A 26,586-nucleotide genomic window follows, 5' to 3' on the forward strand; every position below is an offset into this window, starting at 1 on the left:
CGCCGCATCCGTTGCGGTCACAGGGCGGTCGCCAGGCGACCGCCCTTTTTGTTGGCCGAAGGCCGGCCAGGAGGGGACGAGGAATGCAGAAACTGCTGCTGGCGGTCGATCGGCTGTCGACCTGGGTGGGCAAGCTGTTCGCCTGGGCGATCGTGGTGCTCACCGCACTGGTGTCGTGGGAGGTGTTCTCGCGCTACGTGCTGAACAAGCCCCACGGCTGGATGTTCGACGTGCAGATCATGTTGTACGGCGCGCTGTTCATGATGGCGGGCGCCTACACCTTGGCCAAGAACGGGCACGTGCGCGGCGACGTGCTGTACGGCTTCTTCCAGCCCCGCACGCAGGCCTCGGTGGACCTGGTGCTCTACCTGCTGTTCTTCCTGCCCGGCATCGTCGCGCTCACCTGGGCGGGGTGGACCTACTTCACCGACTCGTACGCCATCCGCGAACACACCTTCAACGCCGACCCGATTCCGATCTACCCCTTCAAGCTCGTGATTCCAATCGCCGGGCTGCTGCTGCTCCTTCAAGGCTTTGTCGAGATCGCGCGTTGCGTGATCTGCATCCGGAAGGGGCAATGGCCCAGCCGCGGCGACGACGTCGTCGAAGTCGACGTGGACAAGATCAAAACCATGGTGGGACAGAACGAACCGGGCAAGCCGCTCGTGGCACCGCCCGCGGAGTCGGAGGGGAAGCTGTGAAAGTACGCAAGGAACTCTGGTTCGGATTCACCCTGATGGGGTTGATCGTGGCGGCCGTCCTGGTCATGCTGGTCAGCGTCGATCGCATCGAGAGCGGCCACATCGGGCTGCTGATGCTCAGCCTGGTCGTCGTCGCCATCATGCTGGGCTTTCCCACGGCCTTCACCCTGATGGGCATGGGCATGATCTTCACCTGGCTGGCCTACGAACGGAACACCGGCCTCACGCTCGACTTGATGGTGCAGGCAGCCTTCCGGGTCATGAGCAACGACGTGCTCATCTCCATCCCGCTGTTCGTCTTCATGGGCTACCTGGTCGAGCGCGCCAACCTGATCGAGAAGCTCTTTCGCAGTGTGCACCTGGCACTCTCGCGGCTGCCTGGCGCCCTGGCCGTGGCCACCCTGGTCACCTGCGCCGTGTTCGCCACCGCCACCGGCATCGTGGGCGCCGTGGTCACCCTGATGGGGCTGCTGGCCATGCCGGCCATGCTCAAGGCCGGCTACAGCGTGCGCCTGACGGCCGGCTCGATCACCGCCGGCGGCTGCCTGGGCATCCTGATCCCGCCCTCGGTGCTGCTGATCGTCTACGGTGCGACCGCCGGCGTCTCGGTGGTGCAGTTGTACGCCGGTGCTTTCTTTCCCGGGCTGATGCTGGCCGGCCTGTACGTGCTGTACGTGATCATTGTGGCCAAGCTCAAGCCTTCGATGGCACCTCCGCTGTCGGCCGAAGAGCGGCGCGTGCCGCTGCCGCCCCTGACCCAGCGCATCACCTCCCCGACCGGCGAGCGGCACGCGGTCAGTGGCCTGCTGGCCGCACTGAAGGGGCCCGCCAACGCCGGCGTTCCCGCGCCTTATCTGCTCGGCCAGCTCGCCATCGTGGTCGTTCCGCTGCTCCTGTTCGCAGCACTGGCCAGCTGGAGCTGGCGGGGCTTCACCGCCCCCCTGGCCGCCGAGGAATCATTCGAGGGCCTGGTGCAGATGGGGGGAGGCCCGACGGCGCTGCGGGGCTCCCAAAGCCGCCTGCCCGAGCCACCCGGCGCCGGCGGACTGGCCGAACCCAGCACTGCCGGCGGCTTGGCCGAGCCGCCGGCCGAGGGCGCATCCTCCGGTCTGGCCGAGCCGCCCACCGCAGGCGGTTCGGCCGAGACCACCGCACCCGGCCTGGCCGAGCCACCGGGCGCCGCGCCGTCGGTGACCGAGCCTCCCGGCGCCGCTCCTGCCGCCGATACCGGATCCGACAACGAGGCGCCCCAGGCGCGCGAGGCCCCGCGCGGCTTCTGGATCGCGCTGGCGATCGGCGCCCTGTTGCTGGCCGTGTTCTACGGACTGCTCAGCTTCGCGAGGCTGGAAGTCTTCAAGATGCTGCTCACCAGTTTCTTTCCGCTGGTGATCCTGATCCTTGCCGTGCTGGGCTCGATCGTGCTGGGGCTGGCCACGCCCACCGAGGCGGCGGCGGTGGGCGCCCTCGGTGGCTTCCTGCTCGCCATCGGCTATCGGGCGCTCACCACCCAGGTGGTCAAGGAGAGCGTGTTCCTCACGGCCAAGACCTCGGCCATGGTGTGCTGGCTGTTCGTCGGCTCGGCCATCTTCTCGGCCGCCTTCGCCTTGCTGGGCGGGCAGGAACTGGTGGAGCGCTGGGTCCTGTCGCTCAATCTGTCGCAGGTGCAGTTCCTGCTGCTCTCCCAGGTGATCATCTTCGTCCTTGGCTGGCCGCTGGAGTGGACCGAGATCATCGTGATCTTCATGCCCATCTTCATTCCGCTGCTGGACAACTTCGGGGTCAATCCGCTGTTCTTCGGCCTGCTGGTGGCGCTGAACCTGCAGACCGCCTTCCTGAGCCCACCGGTGGCGATGTCGGCGTTCTACCTGAAGGGCGTGAGCCCACCGCACGTGACGCTCAACCAGATCTTCCTGGGCATGCTGCCGTTCATGGGCATCCAGATCGTCGCGATCTTCCTCCTCTACATGTTCCCGGCCATCGGCCTCTGGCTGCCCGAGGTGCTGTATTCGCGGTGACTAGGCGTCGGGGCGGGGCTATCCGGGCGCGTGGGGCGTGGGGCGTTGGCCTCGCCCTTCACCCCCCCCTCGCCCCCTCGCCCGTTTGACGTTGACGTAAACGTCACTTAAGGTCGCAGGCTTCCGAGGGAGCCCCGCAATGACCGACCTGTCCGCCGAGTTCAAGGCCCTGGCCACGTACCGGCCCACGCACAAGCTGCGCTTCGTCACGGCCGCCAGCCTGTTCGACGGGCACGACGCGGCCATCAACATCATGCGGCGCATCCTGCAGTCCATGGGTGCGGAGGTGATCCACCTGGGGCACAACCGCAGCGTCGACGAGGTCGTCACCGCCGCGCTGCAGGAAGACGCCCAGGGCATCGCGGTCAGCTCCTACCAGGGCGGGCACCTCGAATACTTCAAGTACATGATCGACCTGCTGCGCGAACGTGGCGGCTCTCACATCCAGGTGTTCGGCGGCGGCGGCGGCGTCATCATCCCGGCCGAGATCGACCAGCTGCAGGCCTACGGCGTGGCCCGCATCTACAGCCCCGAGGACGGGCAGCGCATGGGGCTGCACGGCATGATCGGCGAGATGCTCATGCGCTGCGACCGCGACCTGGGCGACCACGCACCGCGGGAGGTGTCGGCGATCCAGGGGCATGGGGCCGGCGCCTGGCGGGCGCTGGCGCAGCTCATCACGGCACTGGAGAACGGGCGCGCCCCCGACCATCTGCTGGACAGCTTGCGCAGCGAAGCCGCCTCTCGCCGTGCGCCGGTGCTGGGCATCACCGGCACCGGCGGCGCCGGCAAGTCGTCGCTGACCGATGAACTCGTGCGCCGGCTGCGGCTGGACCAGGACGACCGCCCGCGCATCGCCATCCTCTCCATCGACCCCTCGCGCCGCAAGAGCGGTGGCGCGCTGCTGGGCGACCGCATCCGCATGAACGCCATCGGCCCCTGGCGCGGCCAGGCCCGCGTGTTCATGCGCAGCATGGCGACGCGCGACGCCGGCAGCGAGATCGCGGCCGCGCTGCCGCACGCCATCACGGCCTGCAAGGCGGCGGGCTTCGACCTGGTGATCGTCGAGACCTCGGGCATCGGCCAGGGCGACGCGGCCATCGTGCCGCACGTGGACGTTCCGCTGTACGTCATGACACCCGAGTTCGGGGCGGCCAGCCAACTCGAGAAGATCGACATGCTCGACTTCGCCGAGTTCGTGGCCATCAACAAGTTCGACCGCAAGGGCGGGGCCGACGCCCTGCGTGACGTGGCCAAGCAGGTGCAGCGCAATCGCGAGGACTGGGGCACGCCGCCCGAGCGGATGCCGGTGTTCGGCACCATGGCGGCCCGCTTCAACGACGATGGCGTGACGGCGCTGTACCAGGCGCTGAAGCCGCGGCTCGCCGAGCTCGGCATGGACCTGGCCGAACCCGGCCGCCTGCCCCGCACCACGGTGCGCCACAGCACGCAGCAGGCGCCGGTCATTCCATCGGCACGCAGCCGCCACCTGGCGGAGATCGCCGATACCGTGCGCCAGTACAAGCAGCGCGCCCGCGCCCAGGCCCGCCTGGCGCGGGAGGTCCAGCAATTGCGCGCCGCCGCCGAGATGCTCAAGGTCGACAAGCCGGGACGCGCGCCCGCCGCCGAGGCCGCCCTGGACCTGGCGCAGGGTCGCGAGGCGAGGCTCGACGCCGACGCCGGCGAGCTGCTCGCCCACTGGCCCGCCCTTCGGCAGGCCTATGCCGGCGACGAGTTCGTGATGACCATCCGCGGCCGCGAGATCCGCACGGCGCTCACCACACGCACGCTCTCGGGCACGGCCATCCGCAAGGTGATGCTGCCTTCCTTCGAAGACCATGGCGAGATCCTGCGGTGGCTCATGCTGGAGAACGTGCCGGGCAGCTACCCGTACACCGCCGGCACCTTCCCCTTCAAGCGCGAGAACGAGGATCCCACGCGCATGTTCGCCGGCGAGGGCGACGCCTTCCGCACCAACCGCCGCTTCCACCTTCTCTCGGCCGGCATGCCGGCCAAGCGGCTGTCCACCGCGTTCGACTCGGTCACGCTGTACGGCCACGACCCCGACCCCCGCCCCGACATCTACGGCAAGGTCGGCAACTCGGGCGTGTCGATCGCCACGCTCGACGACCTGAAGGTGCTGTATGCGGGCTTCGACCTGTGCGCGCCCGACACGTCGGTGTCCATGACCATCAACGGCCCGGCGCCCACCATCCTGGCGATGTTCATGAACACGGCCATCGACCAGCGGCTGGATCGCTTCAGGACCGAGAACGGACGCGAACCCACCGGGGCCGAGGCCGCCGAGCTGCGCGCCTGGGTGCTGGCCCATGTGCGCGGCACCGTGCAGGCCGACATCCTGAAGGAGGACCAGGGCCAGAACACCTGCATCTTCTCCACCGAGTTCAGCCTCAAGGTCATGGGAGACATCCAGGCGTATTTCGTGCAGCACGACGTGCGCAACTTCTACTCGGCGTCGATCTCCGGCTACCACATCGCCGAGGCCGGGGCCAACCCGATCTCGCAGCTGGCCTTCACGCTGTCCAACGGCTTCACCTTCGTCGAGGCCTACCTGGCGCGTGGCATGCACATCGACGACTTCGCGCCCAACCTGAGCTTCTTCTTCAGCAACGGCATGGACCCCGAATACACGGTCATCGGCCGCGTCGCGCGCCGCATCTGGGCCGTGGCGATGAAAGAAAAATACGGCGCCAACGAGCGCAGCCAGAAGCTCAAGTACCACGTCCAGACTTCGGGGCGCAGCCTGCACGCGCAGGAGATCCAGTTCAACGACATCCGCACCACCCTGCAGGCGCTGATCGCGGTCTACGACAACTGCAACAGCCTGCACACCAACGCCTTCGACGAGGCCATCACCACGCCCACCGAAGACAGCGTGCGCCGGGCCATGGCCATCCAGCTGATCATCAACCGTGAGTGGGGGCTGGCCAGGAACGAGAACCCGAACCAGGGCGCCTTCGTCATCGAGGAATTGACCGAGCTCGTCGAGGAAGCCGTGCTCGCCGATTTCGAGCGCATCGCCGAGCGTGGCGGGGTGCTCGGGGCCATGGAGACCGGCTACCAGCGCGGGCGCATCCAGGACGAAAGCCTGCACTACGAGACGCTCAAGCACACGGGCGAGCTGCCCATCGTCGGCGTGAACACCTTCCGACCGCCCGGAGGCGGGGCGGCGCCGCCGCGGATCGAACTCGCCCGCTCCACCGAGGAGGAAAAGCAAAGCCAGCTGCGACGGCTGGCGGCCTTCCACCAGCGCCACGCCGACGCGGCACCGGCCATGCTGCGTCGGCTGCAGCAGGTGGTGATCGACGACGGCAACGTGTTCGAGGCCCTGATGGATGCCGTACGGATGTGCTCGCTCGGCCAGATCACGCAGGCCCTGTTCGAGGTGGGCGGCCAATACCGGCGCACCATGTGATCGGTCGCCTGCCCCATGCCCCGGACAACCACCTAAGGTGTTCCCCCCGTACGGCCGCATACCCACGGTGGCTAGACTCCGGGCCACCCCGCGGAACCCACCCGCGAAGAACAAGAGGCGGATTGCGCATTGGCTAATGACTACATCCTGGAGACCCAGGGCCTCACCAAGGAGTTCAAGGGCTTCGTCGCCGTCAACGAGGTCGACCTGCAGGTCCGCCGCGGCGACATCCACGCCCTGATCGGCCCCAACGGCGCGGGCAAGACCACCTACTTCAACCTGCTGACCAAATTCCTGCAGCCCACGCGCGGGCGCATCCTGTTCAAGGGCGAAGACATCACCCACGAGAAGCCGGCACAGACGGCGCGGCGCGGCATCGTCCGGTCGTTCCAGATCTCCGCCGTGTTCCCGCACATGACCGTGCTGGAGAACGTGCGCGCCGCATTGCAGCGCGGACTGGGCACCTCGTTCCACTTCTGGCGGGCCGAATCGTCGCTGCATCCGCTGCACGAGCGGGCACGCGAACTGCTGGTGCAGGTGGGCCTGGAAGACTTCGCCGACGAACTCACGGTCAACCTGCCGTACGGGCGCAAGCGCGCGCTCGAACTGGCCACCACCATGGCCCTGGAGCCCGAGCTGATGCTGCTGGACGAACCCACGCAGGGCATGGGCCACGAAGATGTCGGCCGCGTCACCCAGCTCATCAAGAAGGTTTCGGCCGGCCGCACCATCCTCATGGTGGAGCACAACATGAACGTGGTGTCCTCCATCGCCGACCGCATCACCGTGCTGCAACGCGGCGCCGTGATCGCCGACGGACCTTACGAGGAGGTGTCGCGCAACCCGCAGGTGATCGAGGCCTACATGGGCTCCGCCGACACCGAGCTGCAGGGAGCGCACTGATGGCCGCCAACGAACTCCTGCGCATCGACAACCTCCACGCGTGGTACGGCGAATCGCATGTGCTGCACGGGGTCAACCTGGTGGTCAACGAAGGCGAAGTGGTCTCGCTGCTGGGCCGCAACGGCGCCGGCCGCACCACCACCATGCGCGCCATCGTCGGCCTGACCGGCCGCCGCACCGGCTCCATCCGCCTCCGCGGCCAGGAGGCCATCGGGCTGCCGCCTCATCGCATCGCACGCCTGGGGGTGGGTTACTGCCCCGAGGAACGCGGCATCTTCGCCAGCCTGTCGGCCCAGGAGAACCTGATGCTGCCCCCCGCGGTGGGCAGCGAGGGCATGAGCGTGGCCGAGATCTACGAGATGTTCCCCAACCTGAAGGAGCGCGCCAACAGCCCCGGCACGCGCCTGTCCGGCGGCGAGCAGCAGATGCTGGCCGTGGCCCGCATCCTGCGCACCGGCGCGCGGCTGCTGCTGCTGGACGAAATCTCCGAAGGCCTGGCACCCGTCATCGTGCAGAAGCTGGCCGAGACCATCCGCACGCTGCGCGCCAAGGGCTACACCATCGTGCTCGTCGAGCAGAACTTTCGATTCGCAGCGCCTCTGGCCGACCGGTTCTACGTCATGGAGCACGGCCGCATCGTCCGCGAGTTCGCCCGCGACGAGCTGCTGGCCAACACCGCCATCGTCCACGAATACCTCGGCGTCTGATCGCCGCGCCGCACCCCGTCATCACACACACCAAGGAGACCTCGATGAAACCCACCACAATCGCCGCCGCCCTCGCCGTCGCCCTCGGCAGCGGCGCTGCCCTGGCGCAGCAGGCACCCGCCAACCAGCCGGTGCGCATCGGCTTCATCACCGACATGTCCAGCCTGTACGCCGACATCGACGGCCCGGCTGGCGGCGAGATGGTCAAGTGGGCGGTGCAGGACTTCGGGGGCAAGGTGCTGAACCGCCCGATCGAGGTGCTCACGGCCGACCACCAGAACAAGGCCGACGTCGCCAGCAGCAAGGCGCGCGAATGGATCGACAACAACGGCCTGAGCATGCTGGTGAGCGGCACCAACTCCGGCACGGCCCTGGCCATGGCCAAGGTCGCCAGCGAGAAGAAGCGCCCGTTCTTCGTGATCGGCGCCGGATCGGCCCGCCTGACCAACGAGGACTGCACGCCCTACACGGTGCACTACGCCTACGACACCGTGGCCCTGGCCAAGGTGGCCGGCACCGCGCTGGTGAAGGCCGGCAACAAGCGCTGGTTCTTCCTGACCGCCGACTACGCGTTCGGCCACTCGCTGGAGGGCGATGCGGCCAACGTCGTCAAGGCCAATGGCGGCACGGTCGTGGGCACCGTGCGGCATCCGCTGAACGCCTCGGACTTCTCGTCCTTCCTGCTGCAGGCGCAGGGCTCCAAGGCCGACATCCTGGCCTTGGCCAATGCCGGCGGCGACTTCACCAACGCCATGCGCGCCGCGCGCGAGTTCGGCATCAACAAGAGCATGAAGGTGGCCGGCCTGCTGGTGTTCATCAACGAGGTCCACAGCCTGGGGCTGAACAACACCGAAGGCCTGCAACTGGCCGACAGCTGGTACTGGGACCAGGACGAAGCCAGCCGCAAGTTCGCCCAACGCTTCTTCACCCAGTACAAGCGCATGCCCTCCAGCCTGCAGGCGGCCGACTACTCGGCGGTCACCACCTACCTGAAGGCCGTGCAGGCCGCCGGCACCACCGATGCCGACAAGGTGATGGCGCAGATCAAGAAGGCCCCCGTCAACGACTTCTACACCAAGGGCAGCGTGCGCGCGGACGGCCGCATGATCCACGACATGTCGCTGTTCCAGGTCAAGGGCCAGAAGGAATCGACCAAGCCCTGGGACTACTACAAGCTCGTGACCAAGGTGCCGGGCGCCCAGGCCTTCACCTCGCTGGCCGAGAGCAAGTGCGCGTTAGTCAAGAAATAAGCGATTAGGGGCCAAGGGCGAGGGGAGACAAGCGGGCCGGAGTGGCCGCCTCCCTGGCTCTTGCCTCCTGCCTTGCTCCTTCCTTGGGGACCTGTTCGTACACGGACTCCATTCCCTTATCCCTATCCCCTAGGCCCAAACCCCTAGCCAGCCCCTTGGAACTCTTCGGTATCCCCCACCAGGCCTTCCTCGGCCAGCTCATGCTGGGCCTTGTGAACGGGGCCTTCTACGCCATCCTCAGCCTGGGGCTGGCGGTGATCTTCGGCCTTCTCGACATCGTGAACTTCGCGCATGGCGCGCTGTACATGATGGGTGCGTTCGTTGCCTGGATCGCCCTGGACAGCTTCGGGATCAACTACTGGCTGGCGCTGATCGTCGCGCCGCTGGTCGTCGGAGCGATCGGCGTTCTCATCGAGCGGACCATGCTGCGACGCCTGTACGGGCTCGATCCGCTGTACGGGCTGCTGCTGACCTTCGGTCTGGCCCTCATCTTCGAAGGGCTGTTCCGCGAGCGCTTCGGCGTCTCCGGCCAGTCCTACCCGGTGCCCGACGCGCTGTCGGGCGCCACCAACCTCGGCTTCATGATCCTGCCCAACTACCGCGCCTGGGTCGTGCTCGCCTCGCTCGTCGTCTGCCTGGGCACCTGGTTCCTGATCGAGCGCACCCGGCTGGGGGCCTACCTGCGGGCGGGCACCGAGAACGCGCGGCTGGTGCAGGCGTTCGGGGTCAACGTGCCACGGATGGTGATGCTCACCTACGGGGCCGGCTGCGCCCTGGCCGCCTTCGCCGGCGTACTGGCGGCGCCCATCGTGCAGGTCACGCCCCTCATGGGCTCCAACCTCATCATCGTGGTGTTCGCGGTGGTGGTGATCGGCGGCATGGGCTCCATCCTGGGGTCGGTGATCACCGGCCTGGGACTCGGCGTCGTCGAGGGCTTCACCCGCGTGTTCTATCCCGAGGCTTCCAATGTGGTGGTCTTCGTCATCATGGCCATCGTCCTGATGATTCGGCCCGCCGGCCTGTTCGGCAAGGAGGCGTGATGGGCAAGACTCACAAGGTATTCGGGCTCGCCTACCTGGCGGTGGCGGTACTGGCGCTGGCTGCCCCCTTCATCGGGCTGTACCCCATCTTCCTGATGAAGCTCCTGTGCTTCGCCCTCTTCGCCTGCGCCTTCAACCTGCTGCTCGGCTTCACCGGGCTGCTGTCCTTCGGCCATGCGGCGTTCTTCGGTGGCGCCGCCTACGTCACCGGCTGGTTCATCAGGTCGCAAGGCTGGACGCCCGAAGCCGGCGTGCTGGCCGGCATGGTGGCAGCCGCACTGCTGGGGGCGCTCGTCGGCGGCATCGCCATCCGGCGCCAGGGCATCTACTTCGCCATGGTCACCCTGGCGCTGGCGCAGATGGTGTTCTTCGTCTGCCTGCAGGCGCCTTTCACCGGCGGCGAAGACGGCCTGCAGGGCGTGCCGCGCGGCGCGCTGTTCGGACTGCTGTCGCTGCAGTCCGACCTGACTTTGTACTACCTGGTGCTGGCGGTGGTCGTCGGCTGCTTCCTGGGCATCATGCGCATCGTCAACTCGCCTTTTGGCCAGGTGCTCAAGATGATCCGCGAGAACGAACCGCGCGCGATCTCGCTGGGCTACGAGGTCGACCGCTACAAGCTGCTCGCATTCGTGCTCTCCGCCGCGCTGTCGGGGCTGGCAGGCGCCCTCAAGACCCTCGTCATGGGTTTCGCCACCTTGTCCGACGTGCATTGGTCGATGTCGGGCGAAGTCATCCTCATGAGCCTGCTCGGCGGCGTCGGCACCTTCTTCGGCCCGGTCCTGGGCGCCGGCATGGTGATCGCGTTGCAGAACATGCTGGCCGACAAGGTGGGCGCCTGGGTCACGGTGATCATCGGCGCCATCTTCGTGCTGTGCGTCCTCGCCTTCCGCAAGGGCATCGTCGGCGAGTGGCTGGCCTGGCGGGATCGCCGCGTCGCGCGCACCGCCAAGACCGGGGCCGCGAATAGCGAAACGCCCGGGCCTGGCGAACACCGAGTCGGCGTCTCCTAAACCCCAAGGCCGCCGCGCAGCGGCCGGCCCCTCCAGTGCCGCCGCGGAACCGGCTTCGCCGGGCCGCAGGTGCCGCCCCGGGAGGGCGGCCTCGCCAAGGCCGCCGCGCAGCGGCCGGCCCCTCCAGTGCCACCGGCGGAACCGGCTTCGCCGGGCCGCAGGTGCCGCCCCGGGGGGGGGGGGCGGCCTCGCCAATCGCCGCCGCGCAGCGGCCGGCCCCTCCAGTGCCACCGCGGAACCGGCTTCGCCGGGCCGCAGGTGGCGCCCCCTGGGGGGAGGCGGCCGCTAGGCCGCTTCGGGGGGGACCCAATTCTGCGGCCCGCGACTCGCGACCTTGATGGCGCCCACCCGGTTGCCCAGCTCGGCGCAGCGCGCCAGCGACCAGCCCTGCTCCAGCCCATGCAGCAGCGCCCCGCGCCATGCATCACCGCAGCCGGTGGGATCGACCACCTGCTCGGCGGCCACGCCCGGCACATGCTCCTTCTGGCCATCGATCCAGACTTCGCAACCTTCGGCACCCAGCGTCACCACCAGGCCTCGCACGCGGCGCGAGATGTCGGCGGGGCTCCAGCCGGTGCGCTCGCACAGCATCTTGCCTTCGTAGTCGTTGACCGTGACCCACTCGGCCTGCTCGACGAACCGGGCCAGTTCGGGCCCGTCGAACATGGGCAGGCCCTGGCCGGGATCGAACACGAAGGGGATGCCGGCGGCCTGGAACTGCTCGGCGTGCTGCAGCATCGCGTCGCGCCCGTCGGGCGAGATGATGCCCAGGCGGATGTCCGGCCTCGCCTCGATTCGGGTGGCATGCGCCTGCATCATCGCGCCGGGGTGGAAAGCCGTGATCTGGTTGTTGTCCAGGTCGGTCATGATCATGGCCTGCGCCGTGTAGCTGTCGTCGATCCGGCGCACGAACTCGGTGGAGATGCCCAGGCCGGCCAGCCGATCGATGTACTCCTGGCCATCGGTGCCCACCGTGGCCATGGGCAGCGGCTCGCCGCCCAGCTGCTTGAGGGCATAGGCGATGTTGCCGGCGCACCCGCCGAAGTCGCGCCGCAGCGAAGGCACCAGGAACGACACGTTCAGGATGTGCAGCTGGTGCGGGAGGATCTGCTGCGAAAAGCGCCCCTCGAAATTCATGATGGTGTCGAATGCGAGCGAGCCGCAAATCAGTGCTGCCATGTGAAGCGCCTATAGAACGGTCAGAAGAAGCGGGAGGGTGTGCGTTGCGCCGCACGCCCCTAGGGATAGAAGGCGAGCAACCGATAGCCCGCGACGCGAGCCGTCGCCGGGTCCAGTGCCAAATCGAGGTCCAGCGAGGCCGACCAATCGGCCCGGGCTCCCAGCACGGCGGGCTCGCGCAGCCCCAGGTCGGCCGGCGAGAGCACCCGGCGCACCAGGGGCTGCTCGTTCGGGTCGCTCAGCGTGATCTCGAACCAGGGCATGGCGATCGGCGTGTCGGCCTGGTTCCGCACCGAAAACACCAGCCGGTAGACCGTGGGGCCCACCCGATTGAAGGACGAACCCTCGATGGCGACGGCGTCGACCTGCCGCACCGGCCGGACCGCGCAGCCGATGGGCACGCACAACCATTCAAGCAAGGGACGCAGTTGCGGCTGCCGGGCCGCCAGCCGATCCCGCTGATGCACCAGCACCTGCATCACCAGCAGGAGCACGAGGACGCTGGCCACGGCGGTCAACAAGGCACGTACCAGACCGCTCTGCCAGAACTCACGGTTGCGCGCCTGGCGAACGAAGCCGACCCGGTCCAGGGCCGGCGCCACCATGAGGTCACCAGCGGGATCGGCCGGGCTGCCCTCCGCGGCATCGAGCGCGTGATCGGCAGGCAAGGATTGCTTGAACTCGGCATACCAGGCCGGCTCTGCCGCTGCCGCCTTCGCGGGGGCCTGACCGGCGTCGGCGTCGGCGTCGGCGCCCGGTGCCAGCTGCGGCGTTGCCGGTGCGGCGAGCGGGGTCGCGGGGGCCGCAGCCTGAGCGGATGGCGCGGCCTGCGCGGCCTCGGTGGTTCGAGGAGGCGCGGCCGCAGGCTCGGCAGGCTCGGCAGGCTCGGCCGCCACCGGTGACCCGGTGGATGCTGCATGGGGAATGGTCCCCAGGTCGTCCAGCAACAGGTCCAGCGCGTGCGACTTCGGATCGTCGACGCTTGCGGCGGTCGGCAGGGGCGCCGGCTGCGAGAGCGCGCCGGGTGCGGTCGCTGCGGGCGCGGCGGGCCGGTCGGTGGACGGCTGCTCCAGGTGCGCATGGGCGTCGAACACTTCGCCGCACTGGCCGCAACGAACCCAGCCGTCGGCGATCTTCAGCTGATCGGCGACGACCCGAAAGTAGGTTCCGCAAGCCGTGCAATGGGTGATCACGGCGCGAGCTGGGGTGAGGGAGCGGCTCTCATCTGCGGCCGATTCTAGGCCGCCGGATCAGCCGGAAACGCGCTCAGGCACGGCCGCCGGGAATCGCGCGGACATGAGCACCCAACCTTCCTGGGAGTCGACGACCTCGAGCTCGCACCCGCTCGCGTAAGCCGCCTTCAACTCATCGGCCTGCCGCTCGAGGATGCCGGCCAGCACCAACGCCCCGCCGGGCGCGACGTGGCTGCACAGCAGCGGCGCCAGCACCTTCAGGGGCGTGGCCAGGATGTTCGCCAGCACGGTGTCGTAGCGGCCCGACGCCAGTTCGGGCAGCCCCGCCTGCAGCACCACGCCGTTGGCCTGGGCGTTGTCCTGTGTCGAGCGCACGGCGGCTTCGTCGATGTCCACCGCATCGACCCCGCGCGCGCCGAACTTCGCCGCGCCAATGGCCAGGATGCCGGAGCCGCAGCCGTAGTCCAGCACCCGCTGCCCGCCCATGCCGTGCCCGGCGATCCAGCGCAGGCACATGCGCGTGGTGGGATGGGTGCCGGTGCCGAAGGCCAGGCCCGGGTCGAGCCGGATCACCTGGGCGGCCTGCGCGGGCGGTTCGTGCCAGGTGGGCACGATCCAGAATGCGGGCGTGATCTCGACGGGCGCGAACTGCGACTGCGTCAGGCGCACCCAGTCCTGCTCGGGCACCTCGTGCACGCCCAGCACGCGGCAACCCTCGAAGAAGTCCTGCGCCTGCAGCAGGCGCGCCGCCTCGCTGGCCGCGGGTTCGGCGGCAAACAGCGCCAGCACGCGCGAGCGCTGCCAGCCTTCCTTGGGTGGCGGCAGCCCGGGTTCACCGAACAGCGCCTGTTCGGACTCGGTGTGGGCGTCGGCGTCTTCCACCGACACGCTCAGGGCGTCCAGCGCATCGAGCGCCTCGCCCAGCGCTTCGATGCGCTCTTCCGGGGCCAGCAGGCTGAGTTCGAACAGGGGCATCGTCAGCGCTTCAGTGGGTGTGGACGGATCGTCGCGAGCGCGCCGAGGCTGCTTCGAGGATCGCAACCGGCGCGCGCAGCAATTCTCACGGCTTAGCGCTTGTGATGCGCCAGCCAGTCCTCGAGATAGTGGATGTTGGTGCCGCCGGCCATGAACTTGGCGTCGACCATCAACTCGCGGTGCAGGGCGATGTTGGTCTGGATGCCTTCGACAACCGTCTCGAGCAGCGCCGTGCGCATGCGGGCGAGGGCCTGCTCGCGGGTGTCCCCGTGCACGATGATCTTGCCGATCATGGAGTCGTAGTTGGGCGGCACGAAGTAATTGTTGTAGACATGCGAGTCCACCCGCACGCCAGGACCGCCCGGCGCATGCCACTGGGTGATGCGGCCCGGCGATGGCACGAACTTGTACGGATCCTCGGCATTCACGCGGCACTCGATCGCGTGGCCGCGGATGTGGATGTCGCGCTGGGCAAAGGGCAGCTTCTCGCCGGCGGCCACCTGGATCTGGGTCTTGACGATGTCCACGCCGGTGATCAGCTCGGTCACCGGGTGCTCGACCTGCACGCGCGTGTTCATCTCGATGAAATAGAACTCGCCGTTCTCGTACAGGAACTCGAAGGTGCCGGCCCCGCGGTAGCCGATCTTCTTGCAGGCGGCGACGCAGCGCTCGCCGATGCGGTCGATCAGCTTGCGCGGAATGCCCGGCGCCGGCCCCTCCTCGATGATCTTCTGGTGGCGCCGCTGCATGGAACAGTCACGCTCGCCGAGGTAGACGGCGTTGCGGTGCTTGTCGGCCAGCACCTGGATCTCGATGTGCCGGGGGTTCTGGAGGAACTTCTCCATGTAAACGGCCGGGTTGCCGAAGGCGGCGCCCGCCTCGGCCCGGGTCATCTGCACCGCATTGACCAGCGCGGCCTCGGTGTGCACCACGCGCATGCCGCGCCCGCCGCCGCCGCCGGCGGCCTTGATGATCACCGGGTAGCCGATGGTGCGGGCGATGCGGCGGATCTGCGCAGGATCGTCCGGCAACTCGCCTTCCGAGCCCGGCACACAGGGCACGCCGGCCTTGATCATGGCCTGCTTGGCCGAGACCTTGTCGCCCATGATCCGGATGGACTCGGGGGAAGGGCCGATGAACTGGAAACCGCTTTTCTCGACCCGCTCGGCAAAGTCGGCGTTCTCGGACAGGAAGCCGTAGCCGGGGTGGATGGCCTCGGCGTCGGTCACTTCCGCCGCCGAGATGATGGCGGGCATGTTGAGGTAGCTCTGCGGCGAGGGCGCCGGGCCGATGCACACGGCCTCCTCGGCCAGCTTGACGTACTTGGCTTCGCGGTCCGCCTCGGAATAGACCATGACGGCCTTGACACCCAACTCGCGGCAGGCCCGCTGGATCCGCAGTGCGATCTCGCCCCGGTTGGCGATCAGGATCTTCTTGAACATCGGCCGCTTACTCGATCACGAAAAGCGGCTGGCCATACTCGACCGGTTGTCCGTTCTCGCAGAGGATCCGCGTGATGGTGCCGCCCTTGTCGGCCTCGATCTCGTTGAGGATCTTCATCGCCTCGATGATGCAGATCGTCTCACCCGCCTTGACGGCGGTGCCCACCTCGACGAACGGCTTGGCGCCCGGGCTGGACGACCGATAGAAGGTACCCACCATGGGCGACTTGACCGTGTGGCCGGCCGGCGCCTCGGGGGCTGGTGCCGGCGCGGCAGCGGCCTGCGGCGCGGCGACCGCGGGAGCGGGCTGCGCCAGCTGCACGGTCTGCGGGGGCATCTGGAAGACCGGCGGCTGACCCTTGACGATCCGCACCTTGCCCTCGGCCTCGGTGATTTCCAGTTCGGAGACGTTCGATTCGGACACGAGGTCGATCAACGTCTTCAGTTTGCGCAAGTCCATGAGAGCTCCGAGGCACGAAAAGCGGCGAATGTACCGCAATTCACCGCTACTTACGCTTTATTGCGTTCTTTTTCTATTGTCAGACCGACGCTTGTGCCCGCCAACGGGACAGTTCCTCGGCCGAAAGCTGGCCGATTCTACGTTGCAGAACCCGGCCGTCCGGCCCCACCAGGACCGTGAACGGGAGACCCCCGTGCTGGTTGCCGAAAGTCCGGCCGAGCTCGGTGCCTTCCAGGCCGGCCAGGCCAATGGGGAAACTCACCGGGGTACGGGACAGGAACTTTCGTACCGCCGGGGCTTGGTCGACCGCCAAGCCCACCACTTCCCAGCCGCTGCCGGCGTGCTCACTCCTGAACCGATCGAGCAGCGGCATCTCTTCGACGCAGGGCGGGCACCAGGTGGCCCAGAAGTTCACCAGCAGGTGTTTGCCGCGCAAGCTCGACATGTCCAGCATGCCGCCAGCCGGTGCCTCGAAGCGGCGAGTCCAGAAGTCCGCCGGCACCGCGTCCTGACCGGTCCCGACGGACCAGCGCTTCCAGCCCACGGCGCCGCCTGCCAGGAGCGCGACCCCACCCGCACCAGCGAGCAGCAGCGTGCGGCGGGTCTCAGCGCGCGCCATGGCTCTCCTCCTCGGCCATGCGGGCGCGCAAGTCGTCCAGGTTGCCCCGCGGCCGGCGCCCGCGCGCATCGGGCCGCAAGGCCCCCCGCAGGTCGTCGTGATCGTGGATGAGCAGGTGCACGCCGATGTTCTCGCCCAATTCCGGGCAGCGGCTGGACAGGCTGAGCGCCTCCACCGGCTCGCCGGTGAATCCCGGCACGGTGCGCGGTTCGTAGTCCACGCCACGATCGATCAGGGCCATTTCGGCGGACTTGGGGTCGTCGCAGAACAACTGCAGGTAGATGTCGGACAGCCGCGTCGCCGTGCCGTGCCACACCGCGCCACACAGGTGGGGGCGGAACGGCGCCAGGCGCTCCATCCAGCTGGCGGCCAGCCGGCGCAGCGCCGCCAGTTCTGCGGGTTGGGTATCGGCGCAGAACAACTGCAGGTATTCGCGCACCGCGTCCTCGAGCGCGTCGTTGTCCGGCAGCGCGGTGCGCGGGCCCAGCCCCATCTGCCGCACCGCCCGCCGCTTGGCCGGGCCCCACTCCAGCCCTTCCTCCACGACCAGCCGGGCGGCCGTCGCGGCGATCTCGTTCTTCAGGCTTTCCATGGACCTGGATTGTCCCCTGATCGATGCCGCCGCGCGGCGGGCCTGGGCCGGGAGCCCCTCCATAATCCGCGCCCATGCATATCCACATCCTGGGCATCTGCGGCACCTTCATGGGCGGCCTGGCGGCCCTCGCCCGCGAGGCCGGGCACCGCGTCACCGGCTGCGACGCCGGCGTCTACCCACCCATGAGCGACCAGCTGCGCGCGCTGGGCATCGACCTGATCGAAGGCTTCGGGGACGACCAGATGAGCCTGGCGCCTGATGTCTGGGTGGTGGGCAACGTCGTTTCGCGCGCCCGCCTGCCCGACGGTTCACCCAAGTTCCCGCTGATGGAGGCGATCCTGGACGCCGGCCAGCGCTACACCAGCGGTCCGCAGTGGCTGTCGGAGCACGTGCTGCAGGGCCGGCACGTGCTGGCCGTCGCGGGCACGCACGGCAAGACGACGACCACGTCGATGCTGGCGTGGATCCTGGAGCGTGCCGGCTTGCAGCCCGGATTCCTGGTCGGCGGCGTGCCCGTGGACTTCGGCGTCTCGGCACGCCTGGGCAGCGGCTCCTGCTTCGTCATCGAAGCCGACGAGTACGACACCGCCTTCTTCGACAAGCGCAGCAAGTTCGTCCATTACCGGCCGCGAACCGCCATCCTGAACAACCTGGAGTTCGACCACGCCGACATCTTCGACGACCTGGCCGCCATCGAGCGCCAGTTCCACCACCTGCTGCGGACGGTGCCGGCCAGCGGCCGGGTGGTGGTCAACGGGCTGGAGGAGAGCCTGGCCCGGGTGCTGCATGCCGGCTGCTGGAGCGAGGTGCGCAGCTTCGGCGCCGCGGTGAGCGACTTCAGTGCGCGCGGCGAACCCGAATCGTTCCAGATCCTGGAGCGCGGAGAGCCACGGGGACAGGTGCGCTGGGAGCTGGGCGGCGTGCACAACCAGCTCAATGCACTGGCCGCTGCGGCAGCGGCCGATCATGTGGGCGTGCCGGTCGAACACGCCGCCGAGGCGTTGGGCAGTTTCCGTAACGTGCGCCGCCGCATGGAGCTGCGCGGCACCGTGCGCGGCATCGCCGTGTACGACGACTTCGCCCACCACCCCACGGCGATCCGCACGACGGTCGATGGGCTGCGTCGCCGGCTGCAGCCCGGCCAGCGCATCCTGGCCGTGTTCGAGCCCCGCAGCAACACCATGAAGCTGGGCACCATGAAGGCCCAGCTGCCCTGGAGCCTGGAGCAGGCGGACCTCGCCTTCTGCCACAGCGGCGGACTGGGCTGGGACCCGGCCGAAGCGCTGGCGCCGATGGGCGAGCGGGCTCGGGTGGCCGGCACCGTCGCCGACCTGGTGGCCCAGGTCCGGGCCGTCGCCCGCCCCGGCGACCAGGTGCTGTGCATGAGCAACGGCGGCTTTGGCGGCATCCACGGCAAGCTGCTGGAAACGCTCGCCGCTTGAGCCGCCACCTCGATCAGCCGCGCCGCGCCTTCACCGCATCGGAGAGCACCGACAGCGCCTGAAGCGAATCGTCCCAGCCCAGGCAGGCATCGGTGATGCTCTTGCCGAAGGCCAGCGCCGACGGATCGTCCTTGCCGGGCGTGAACTTCTGCGCGCCGGCGTTCAGGTGGCTCTCGATCATCACGCCGAACACCTGGCGCGAGCCGCCCGCCAGCTGCCCGGCGATGTCGCGCGCCACCTCGAGCTGGCGCTCATGCTGCTTGCTGCTGTTGGCGTGGCTGCAGTCGACCATCAGCCGGGGCGGCAGGCCGGCGGCTTCGAGCTCGCGGCACGCCGTGGCGACGCTTTGCGCGTCGTAATTGGGCGCCTTGCCGCCGCGCAGGATCAGGTGGCAATCGCGGTTGCCCTCGGTCTGCACGATCGCGACCTGGCCATTCTTGTGAACCGACAGGAAGTGGTGGCCGCGGGCGGCCGCCTGGATGGCGTCGGTGGCGATGCGGATGTTGCCATCGGTGCCGTTCTTGAAGCCGATGGGCGCCGACAGCCCCGAGGCCAGTTCGCGGTGCACCTGGCTCTCGGTCGTGCGGGCGCCGATCGCGCCCCAGGAAATCAGGTCGCCGATGTACTGCGGCGAGATGACGTCGAGGAACTCGCTGCCCGCGGGCAGGCCCAGGCGGTTGATCTCGATCAGCAGCTGCCGCGCGATGCGCAGGCCTTCGTCGATGCGGAAGCTCTCGTCCAGGTAGGGGTCGTTGATCAGCCCCTTCCAGCCGACGGTCGTACGCGGCTTCTCGAAGTAGACCCGCATGACGATCTCGAGCGTGTCACGGTGCTGCTCGCGCACCGGCTTGAGCCGCCGGGCGTACTCGAGGGCGGCATTGGGATCGTGGATGGAGCAGGGTCCGATGATCACCAGCAGCCGGTCGGCGGTGCCGGCCATGATGTCGTGGATGCGACGGCGCGTATCCGTGATGAGCTGCTCGACCGCCGTACCCCGGATGGGGAAGAAGCGGATCAGGTGCTCGGGCGGCGGCAGCACGGTGATGTCCTTGATGCGTTCGTCGTCGGTGCGGCTGGTCTTGTCGACGGGGTGCGGACGCCAGTCATCGCCGGCGGGTTGGGAATTGACGGACATCGATCGCTCCTTGCTGGGTTTCTGGACGGTGGGCGAAAAAAAACCGCCGGGGGTCCGGCGGTCTTCTCGGGATTTCTTGCGCTTCTTGTCTGGGGCTACGCGCAGATCTCTCGGCCGCCGGGGCTGGAGAAAAACCAAAAGTAGCCAAAAAAGAAAAAGCGGCTGCGGGGCATCGGCGGCAAATGTAGCACAGGGTAAGAACGCTCTTTTCTCAGCCGCCGGTGCCGCCCACGGTCAGGCCGTCGATGCGCAGCGTGGGTTGGCCGACGCCGACCGGCACGCTCTGGCCTTCCTTGCCACAGGTGCCCACGCCCGAATCCAGCCGCATGTCGTCGCCGATCATGGTGACGCGGGTCAGTGCATCGGGACCGTTGCCGACGATGGTCGCGCCCTTCACGGGGTACTGGATCTTGCCGTTCTCGACCCAGAAGGCCTCGCTGGCCGAGAACACGAACTTGCCCGAGGTGATGTCGACCTGGCCGCCGCCGAAGTTGGTGGCGTACAGGCCCTTCTTGATGCTGGCCACGATCTCGTCCGGGGACTTCTCGCCTCCCAGCATGTAGGTGTTGGTCATGCGCGGCATCGGCACGTGCGCATAGCTTTCGCGGCGACCGTTGCCGGTGGGCGCCACGCCCATCAGGCGGGCGTTGAGCGAATCCTGGATGTAGCCGCGCAGGATGCCGTCTTCGATCAGCACGTTGCGCTGGCTGGCATTGCCCTCGTCGTCGATGTTGAGCGAGCCGCGCCGGTCGGAGATGGTGCCGTCGTCGAGCACCGTGACGCCCTTGGCCGCCACGCGTTTGCCGATGCGGCCCGAGAACGCGCTCGAGCCCTTGCGGTTGAAGTCGCCTTCCAGGCCGTGGCCGATGGCCTCGTGCAGCAGGATGCCCGGCCAGCCCGAGCCCAGCACCACGGTCATCTCGCCAGCCGGGGCGGGGCGCGACTCGAGGTTGGTCAGGGCGGCGCGGCAGGCGGCGTCCACGTACTCGGTGACCACCTCGTCGCTGAAATAACCCAGCCCGAAGCGGCCACCGCCACCGAAGGAGCCGACCTCGCGGCGGCCGTTCTGCTCGGCAATGACGGTCAGCGACATCCGCACCAGCGGGCGCACGTCGGCGGCCACCGTGCCGTCGGCCCGCGCCACCAGCACAACGTCCCATTCGCTGGCCAGGCCGGCCATGACCTGCACGATGCGCGGGTCCTTGGCGCGCGCCAGCTTCTCCGCTCTTTCCAGCAACTGGACCTTCTCCGTGCTGTCCAGCGTGGCGATCGGGTCGAGCCCCTCGTAGAGGGAGCGACTGGAGGCCACCTTGCGCGAGGGCACCTTGACCCGGCCGCCGCGACGGGCCGCCGAGATGGTGCGCACGGTGCGCGCGGCATCGAGCAGCGAGGCCTCGGAGATGTCGTCCGAATAGGCGAAGGCGGTCTTCTCGCCACTGACCGCCCGCACGCCCACCCCCTGGTCGATGCTGAAGCTGCCGGTCTTGACGATCCCCTCCTCCAGGCTCCAACCCTCCGACCGCGTGTACTGGAAGTACAGGTCGGCGTCATCGATCTGGTGCGCGGCGATTTCGGCCAATGCCCGCAGCAGGTGGGTTTCATCCAGGCCGAAGGGCTCCAGCAGCATGCGCCGGGCGGTCTCCAGCCGTTCGAGAGTGGGTTCGCGGGAAATCATTGGGGCATTCTAGGGACTAGGGCTTCGGGCTTAGGGGGCAGGGAGAACGGAAGAACAGCGGGAGACGTCTGGTATTCCCTATGAGCAGCCGAAGGCTAGCTCTGCACCAATCGCCGGGCCTTGGCCACCGACATCAGGATGCCGAGCGCGAGCCCGAGCGTGACCATGGCGGTGCCGCCGTAGCTGATGAAGGGCAGCGGCACGCCCACCACCGGCAGGATGCCGCTGACCATGCCCATGTTCACGAAGGCGTACGTGAAGAAAATCAGGGTCACCGAACCGGCCAGCAGGCGCGAGAACAGCGTCGACGCCTCGAGCGCGATCGCCAGCCCGCGCAGGATCAGGAAGACGAAGCCGGCGATGAGCAGCAGGTTGCCGACCAGTCCGAATTCCTCCGAGAAGGCCGCAAAGATGAAATCGGTCGTGCGCTCGGGAATGAACTCCAGGTGCGTTTGCGTGCCCTGCATGAAGCCCTTGCCGAACAGGCCGCCCGAGCCGATGGCGATCATGCCCTGGATGATGTGGAAGCCCTTGCCGAGTGGATCCTTGAACGGGTCGAGCAAGGTGCAAATGCGCTGCTGCTGGTAGTCGTGCAGTACGGGCCAGCGATTGCCCGCGGCACACAGTTGCGGCTCGAAGAGGACCACCAGCAGGATGCCCACCACCGCGAGCGCGACCGGCGGCAGGATCAGGCGCCACGGAAGGCCGGCGAAGAAGATCACCGCCAGCCCGGCCGCGCCCACCAGCAGCGAGGTGCCCAGGTCGGGCTGCTTCATGATGAGGCCCACGGGCAACAGCAGCAGCGCGAAAGCCACGGCGAAATCGAAGGGCCGCAGGTGCCCTTCCCGCTTCTGGAACCACCAGGCCAGCATCAGCGGCGTGGCGATCTTGAGGATCTCGCTGGGCTGGATCACCACCCCCAGGTTGATCCAGCGCCGGGCCCCTTTCTTGGTGATGCCGAACAGCGCCACCGCCACCAGCAGCGACACCCCCAGCACGTACAGCGGAACGGCCAGCGACATCAGCCGCTGCGGTGGCACCTGGGCCACCACGAACATCACGAAGCCGGCGATCAGCATGTTGCGGCCGTGGTCCACGAACCGGGTGCCGTGATCGAACCCCGAGGAGAACATCGCCACCAGCCCGGCGCACGCCAGCAGGAACACCGCGAAGGCCAAGGGCCCGTCGAACCCCTGCAGCAGGGGCAGGGTGCGGCGCCACAGCGGGGGCTTCTCGAACACGGCTGACATAGGGGCGCGATTATCGCCTCGGGCATCATGACCCCATGAGCCCATCCGACCCGGTCACCCACCTGCTGTACCTGCACGGATTCCGCTCCTCGCCTCTTTCGGCCAAGGCGATGCTGGTGGCGCAACAGGTGCCGCGCCTGCACGCCCCCTTGCAGCGCTGGTGGTGCCCGCAACTGCCGCCCTCCCCGCGCGAAGCGATGGCCATGCTGCGCCAGGGCACGTCCGACTGGCCGGCGGCGACCATGGGCGTGATCGGTTCTTCGCTCGGCGGCTTCTACGCCACCGTCCTGGCCGAGGCTCGCGGCTGCCGCGCGGTGCTGCTCAATCCCGCGGTCCATCCCGCGCGCGACCTGGCCAGCCAGATCGGGGAGCAGGCCGCCTGGCACGATCCCGGCACGCTCTTTCGCTTCGAGGCGCGCCATGTCGACGAGCTGCGCGGGATGGAAGTCCCATCGCTCGCTCATCCTGCGAACTATTTCGCGGTGATCGCCAAGGGCGACGAGGTGCTGGATTGGCGCGAGATGAGCGCCCGCTACGCCGGCGCCCGCATCAAGCTGCTCGAAGGCGGCGACCACGCGCTGTCGGACTTCGAACAGGCCCACCTCGGGGAGGTGCTGGGCTTCCTGGGGCTGGAGCCGGCCTGAGACAATCCGGCGATGTTTCTATTGTTCGAAGAAGCCGGAAAGTTCCAGGCCGGCCGCATCCTGTCCGAAGCCGACGCGTCCGTTCAGGTGGAGCTGGACTCCGGCAAGCGCGTGAAGGTCAAGGCGACCAGCGCCCTGATCCGGTTCGACAAGCCACAGCCGGCCGAGCTGGTGACCCAGGCGCAGACCATCGCCCAGGAGATCGAACTCGACCTCGCCTGGGAGTTCGCGCCCGACGAGGAATTCGGCTTCGCCGACCTGGCCCGCGATTACTTCAGCGACAAGGCCGACGTGGCGCAGCAGGTCGCCGCCCTGTTTCGGCTGTTCGAGGCGCCCCACTATTTCCGGCGTGCCGGCAAGGGGCGGTTCCGCAAGGCGCCGGCCGAGATCGTGCAGCAGGCCCTGGCCGCCATCGAGAAGAAAAAGCAGGTGCAGGCCCAGATCGATGCCTGGGCCGCCGAGCTGTCCGCCGGCAGCTGCCCGCCGGCCGTGCGCGAGCAGCTCTTTCGCATCCTGTTCAAGCCCGACAAGAACGCGCCGGAATACAAGGCGGTGGTCGAGGCCGCGCGCCACACGCACCTGGCCCCGCTGGCGCTGCTGCAGAAGGCCGGGGCGATCGAGTCGCCCTACCAGTTCCACTGGAAGCGCTTCCTGTTCGACTATTTCCCCAAAGGGACGGGCTTCCCCCCGGTGGCCGTGCCGGCCGTTGCCGAGGAACTGCCGCTCGCGCCGGCCGAGGCCTGGTCCATCGACGACTCCAGCACCACCGAGATCGACGACGCGCTGTCGGTGCAGGGCCTGGGCTCGGGCAGCGTCACCGTGGGCATCCACATCGCCGCACCCGGCCTGGCCCTCAAGCCGGCCAGTCCGCTCGACCAGATCGCGCGCCAGCGGCTGTCCACGGTGTACATGCCGGGGCACAAGATCACCATGCTGCCCGACGACGTGGTGCAGGCGTACACGCTCGAAGCCGGGCGCGACTGCCCGGCGGTCTCGCTCTACGTCACCTTCGACGAACCGACCTTGTCGGTGACATCCACCGAAACGCGCCTGGAGCGCGTGCGCGTGGCCCTGAACCTGCGCCATGACCGGCTCGACGACGTCATCACCGAGGCGTGGCTGCAGGACGCGGAAAGCCACCACAACGATGCCGCCGAGGAAGTCGCCCGCCTGCGCGAGCCGCTGTCCTTTTTGTACCGCCTGGCTCGCCACCTGAAGGCGCAGCGCGAGGTGGTGCGCGGCAAGCCCGAGACTTTCACCCGGCCCGACTACAACTTCCGCCTGGAGGGCGTGCACGACGAGCCGCGCGGCGACGAGACCGTGGCCATCACGGTGCGCCGGCGCGGCGCGCCGCTGGACCTGATCGTGGCCGAGGCCATGATCCTGGCCAACAGCAGCTGGGGCCAATGGCTGGCCGAGCTGGGCGTGCCGGCCATCTACCGCAGCCAGGCCAGCCTGGCCCCGGGCGTGAAGGTGCGCATGGGCACCAAGGCGGCGCCCCACGCCGGCATCGGCGTCAAGTGCTACGCCTGGAGCACCTCGCCCCTGCGCCGCTACACCGACCTGGTGAACCAGTGGCAGATCATCGCGGCCGCACGCCATGGCCGCACCGCGGCGCTGGTGGCGCCCTTCAAGCCGAAGGACGCCGAGCTGTTCTCCATCATCTCCGGCTTCGATGCGGCCTACAGCGCCTACAACGGCTACCAGGCCGGCATGGAGCGCTTCTGGACGCTCAAATACCTCAAGCAGCAGGGCCTCACCGAACTCACCGCCTCCGTCATCAAGGAAGGACTGGTGCGCGCCGACGAACTGCCGCTGGTGCTGCCGGTGATGGGCGCGTCCGACCTGCCCCGCGGCAGCCGCGTGCGGGTGAAGCTGGGCGACATCGACGAGATCGCCCTCGACGTGCACGGCACCGTGACCGAACGGCTGCAGGCCGAGGCGGCCCCCGTGTCGGCGCCGGACGACAGTGCGGAAGAAGAAACGGTGGCCGGCCCCCTCGCCATCGCCGTCGACCTCAGCGAGGAGCCGGGCGCCACGGATAATCCCGCTCCGTGAACCTCAAGCAGCTGAGCACCCTGCAGATCGCCCTGGGCGTGTCGCTGGCCGTCCACGCGGCCCTGCTCACCGTGCGCATCGTCGATCCCGAGGCGTTCAACCGCGTGTTCCAGGACACGCCCCTCGAAGTGGTGCTGGTCAACGCCCGCAGCAGCGAGCGCCCCGAGAAGGCCCAGGCCATCGCGCAGTTCGCGTTGGCCGGCGGCGGCGAAGCCGAGCGAGGCCGGGCCACCTCGCCACTGCCGCCCTCGGCCCTGTCCGCGGTGGGCGACGCCTCCGAGGACGCGCATGCCAAGGTCGAAGCCATGCAGGACCAGCAGACCCAGCTGCTCACGCAGGTGCACCGCATGCTGGCCGCCCTGCCCCCGGCCGATCCGCGCCGCGACGCACGCGACGCCACGGCCCAGGCCCGCGAGGAAAAGCGGCGCCAGCTGCTGCAGCTGCTGGCCGAGATCGAGCGCCGCATCAACGAAGAAAACGCGCGGCCCAAGAAGCGCTACGTGAGCCCGTCCACCCGCGAAGAGGTGTACGCCGTCTACTACGACGCGCTGCGCCGCCGCATCGAAGACCGCGGCACCCGCGACTTCCCCGAGCTGGCCGGCCAGAAGCTCTACGGCGAACTCACCATGCTGCTCACCGTCAACCACGACGGCCGCATGCTGGCCGCCGAGGTGGTGCAAAGCTCCGGCAACGGCACGCTCGATCGCCGGGCCATCGGTATCGCCCGGGCTGCCAGCCCTTTCGGCTCGTTCAACGGCGGCATGCGCGCGCGGGCCGACCAGATCGTGGTGGTTTCGCGCTTTCGATTCACCCGCGAGGAAACGCTGGAGACCCAGCTGTCGAACCGTTAGGACAGA

22 protein-coding genes are annotated in these 26,586 nt (G+C 68.5%); 12 read left to right on the plus strand and 10 right to left on the minus strand.

All coding sequences use genetic code 11. From position 1 onward, the window contains the following. The first annotated feature begins 83 nt into the window (after nt 1–83). The 8 genes from JI739_RS21170 to JI739_RS21205 all read left to right on the plus strand — a co-directional run bounded on the left by JI739_RS21170 (nt 84) and on the right by JI739_RS21205 (nt 11,062). On the plus strand, nt 84–701 hold the full coding sequence (locus JI739_RS21170) for a TRAP transporter small permease subunit (RefSeq protein WP_201685999.1): 618 nt from the start codon (nt 84–86) through the stop codon (nt 699–701). After that, complete coding sequence (locus JI739_RS21175) at nt 698–2,716, plus strand: TRAP transporter large permease (RefSeq protein WP_201686000.1); 2,019 nt, start codon at nt 698–700, stop codon at nt 2,714–2,716. The genes JI739_RS21170 and JI739_RS21175 overlap by 4 nt, the downstream gene beginning before the upstream one ends. Before the next feature lie 139 nt (nt 2,717–2,855). After that, nucleotides 2,856–6,152 (plus strand): fused isobutyryl-CoA mutase/GTPase IcmF, encoded by a 3,297-nt coding sequence (gene icmF / locus JI739_RS21180; protein ID WP_201686001.1) that lies wholly within the window; start codon nt 2,856–2,858, stop codon nt 6,150–6,152. A gap of 129 nt (nt 6,153–6,281) precedes the next feature. Continuing rightward, nucleotides 6,282–7,055, plus strand: a complete 774-nt coding sequence (locus JI739_RS21185) for an ABC transporter ATP-binding protein (protein ID WP_201686002.1) — start codon at nt 6,282–6,284, stop codon at nt 7,053–7,055. Next, the gene (locus tag JI739_RS21190; protein ID WP_201686003.1) at nt 7,055–7,762 is read left to right on the plus strand and encodes an ABC transporter ATP-binding protein; all 708 of its coding nucleotides are present in this window, start codon (nt 7,055–7,057) and stop codon (nt 7,760–7,762) included. The genes JI739_RS21185 and JI739_RS21190 overlap by 1 nt, the downstream gene beginning before the upstream one ends. Before the next feature lie 44 nt (nt 7,763–7,806). Then, on the plus strand, nt 7,807–9,012 hold the full coding sequence (locus tag JI739_RS21195) for an ABC transporter substrate-binding protein (protein WP_201686004.1): 1,206 nt from the start codon (nt 7,807–7,809) through the stop codon (nt 9,010–9,012). Between the two features lie 155 nt (nt 9,013–9,167). After that, on the plus strand, nt 9,168–10,052 hold the full coding sequence (locus JI739_RS21200; RefSeq protein WP_236589946.1) for a branched-chain amino acid ABC transporter permease: 885 nt from the start codon (nt 9,168–9,170) through the stop codon (nt 10,050–10,052). Continuing rightward, nucleotides 10,052–11,062: a branched-chain amino acid ABC transporter permease gene (locus tag JI739_RS21205; protein WP_201686005.1), complete on the plus strand. Its 1,011-nt coding sequence runs from the start codon at nt 10,052–10,054 to the stop codon at nt 11,060–11,062. Before JI739_RS21200 ends, JI739_RS21205 begins: the two co-directional genes overlap by 1 nt. Before the next feature lie 285 nt (nt 11,063–11,347). On the opposite strand, the gene JI739_RS21210 is transcribed toward JI739_RS21205, so the two are convergent. The 7 genes from JI739_RS21210 to JI739_RS21240 all read right to left on the minus strand — a co-directional run bounded on the left by JI739_RS21210 (nt 11,348) and on the right by JI739_RS21240 (nt 17,522). Further along, nucleotides 11,348–12,241, minus strand: a complete 894-nt coding sequence (locus tag JI739_RS21210; protein WP_201686006.1) for a carbohydrate kinase family protein — start codon at nt 12,239–12,241, stop codon at nt 11,348–11,350. 59 nt (nt 12,242–12,300) lie between these two features. Continuing rightward, nucleotides 12,301–13,434: a zinc-ribbon and DUF3426 domain-containing protein gene (locus JI739_RS24900; protein ID WP_201686007.1), complete on the minus strand. Its 1,134-nt coding sequence runs from the start codon at nt 13,432–13,434 to the stop codon at nt 12,301–12,303. A 57-nt stretch (nt 13,435–13,491) separates the two neighbouring features. Further along, the gene (prmA, locus tag JI739_RS21220) at nt 13,492–14,403 is read right to left on the minus strand and encodes a 50S ribosomal protein L11 methyltransferase (protein WP_201686129.1); all 912 of its coding nucleotides are present in this window, start codon (nt 14,401–14,403) and stop codon (nt 13,492–13,494) included. Between the two features lie 98 nt (nt 14,404–14,501). Further along, the gene (accC, locus tag JI739_RS21225; protein WP_201686008.1) at nt 14,502–15,851 is read right to left on the minus strand and encodes an acetyl-CoA carboxylase biotin carboxylase subunit; all 1,350 of its coding nucleotides are present in this window, start codon (nt 15,849–15,851) and stop codon (nt 14,502–14,504) included. A gap of 7 nt (nt 15,852–15,858) precedes the next feature. After that, nucleotides 15,859–16,311 (minus strand): acetyl-CoA carboxylase biotin carboxyl carrier protein, encoded by a 453-nt coding sequence (gene accB, locus JI739_RS21230; protein ID WP_201686009.1) that lies wholly within the window; start codon nt 16,309–16,311, stop codon nt 15,859–15,861. 79 nt (nt 16,312–16,390) lie between these two features. Beyond that, nucleotides 16,391–16,930, minus strand: a complete 540-nt coding sequence (locus JI739_RS21235) for a TlpA family protein disulfide reductase (RefSeq protein ID WP_201686010.1) — start codon at nt 16,928–16,930, stop codon at nt 16,391–16,393. Beyond that, the gene (locus JI739_RS21240; protein WP_201686011.1) at nt 16,917–17,522 is read right to left on the minus strand and encodes a hypothetical protein; all 606 of its coding nucleotides are present in this window, start codon (nt 17,520–17,522) and stop codon (nt 16,917–16,919) included. Before JI739_RS21240 ends, JI739_RS21235 begins: the two co-directional genes overlap by 14 nt. A gap of 74 nt (nt 17,523–17,596) precedes the next feature. On the opposite strand from JI739_RS21240, the gene mpl reads away from it, so the two are divergent. After that, nucleotides 17,597–18,967: a UDP-N-acetylmuramate:L-alanyl-gamma-D-glutamyl-meso-diaminopimelate ligase gene (mpl, locus tag JI739_RS21245; protein WP_201686012.1), complete on the plus strand. Its 1,371-nt coding sequence runs from the start codon at nt 17,597–17,599 to the stop codon at nt 18,965–18,967. Nucleotides 18,968–18,980: 13 nt separating this feature from the next. Here the strand turns inward: mpl and JI739_RS21250 are convergent, their stop codons facing one another. The 3 genes from JI739_RS21250 to rodA all read right to left on the minus strand — a co-directional run bounded on the left by JI739_RS21250 (nt 18,981) and on the right by rodA (nt 23,027). Further along, complete coding sequence (locus JI739_RS21250; protein WP_201686013.1) at nt 18,981–20,102, minus strand: 3-deoxy-7-phosphoheptulonate synthase; 1,122 nt, start codon at nt 20,100–20,102, stop codon at nt 18,981–18,983. A 211-nt stretch (nt 20,103–20,313) separates the two neighbouring features. Next, entirely contained in the window at nt 20,314–21,777 is a 1,464-nt protein-coding gene (gene tldD / locus JI739_RS21255; protein ID WP_201686014.1) for a metalloprotease TldD, read from the minus strand. Nucleotides 21,778–21,872: 95 nt separating this feature from the next. Then, nucleotides 21,873–23,027, minus strand: a complete 1,155-nt coding sequence (gene rodA, locus JI739_RS21260; protein WP_201686015.1) for a rod shape-determining protein RodA — start codon at nt 23,025–23,027, stop codon at nt 21,873–21,875. 35 nt (nt 23,028–23,062) lie between these two features. On the opposite strand from rodA, the gene JI739_RS21265 reads away from it, so the two are divergent. The 3 genes from JI739_RS21265 to JI739_RS21275 are packed head-to-tail and all read left to right on the plus strand — an operon-like array spanning nt 23,063 to nt 26,580. After that, nucleotides 23,063–23,671 (plus strand): YqiA/YcfP family alpha/beta fold hydrolase, encoded by a 609-nt coding sequence (locus JI739_RS21265; RefSeq protein ID WP_201686016.1) that lies wholly within the window; start codon nt 23,063–23,065, stop codon nt 23,669–23,671. 12 nt (nt 23,672–23,683) lie between these two features. Continuing rightward, nucleotides 23,684–25,729 (plus strand): ribonuclease catalytic domain-containing protein, encoded by a 2,046-nt coding sequence (locus JI739_RS21270; protein WP_201686017.1) that lies wholly within the window; start codon nt 23,684–23,686, stop codon nt 25,727–25,729. Next, on the plus strand, nt 25,726–26,580 hold the full coding sequence (locus tag JI739_RS21275; RefSeq protein WP_201686018.1) for an energy transducer TonB: 855 nt from the start codon (nt 25,726–25,728) through the stop codon (nt 26,578–26,580). Before JI739_RS21270 ends, JI739_RS21275 begins: the two co-directional genes overlap by 4 nt. Nucleotides 26,581–26,586: the final 6 nt, after the last annotated feature.

The organism is Ramlibacter aurantiacus (genome assembly GCF_016722895.1).
Taxonomy (GTDB): Bacteria; Pseudomonadota; Gammaproteobacteria; order Burkholderiales; family Burkholderiaceae_C; genus Ramlibacter; species Ramlibacter aurantiacus.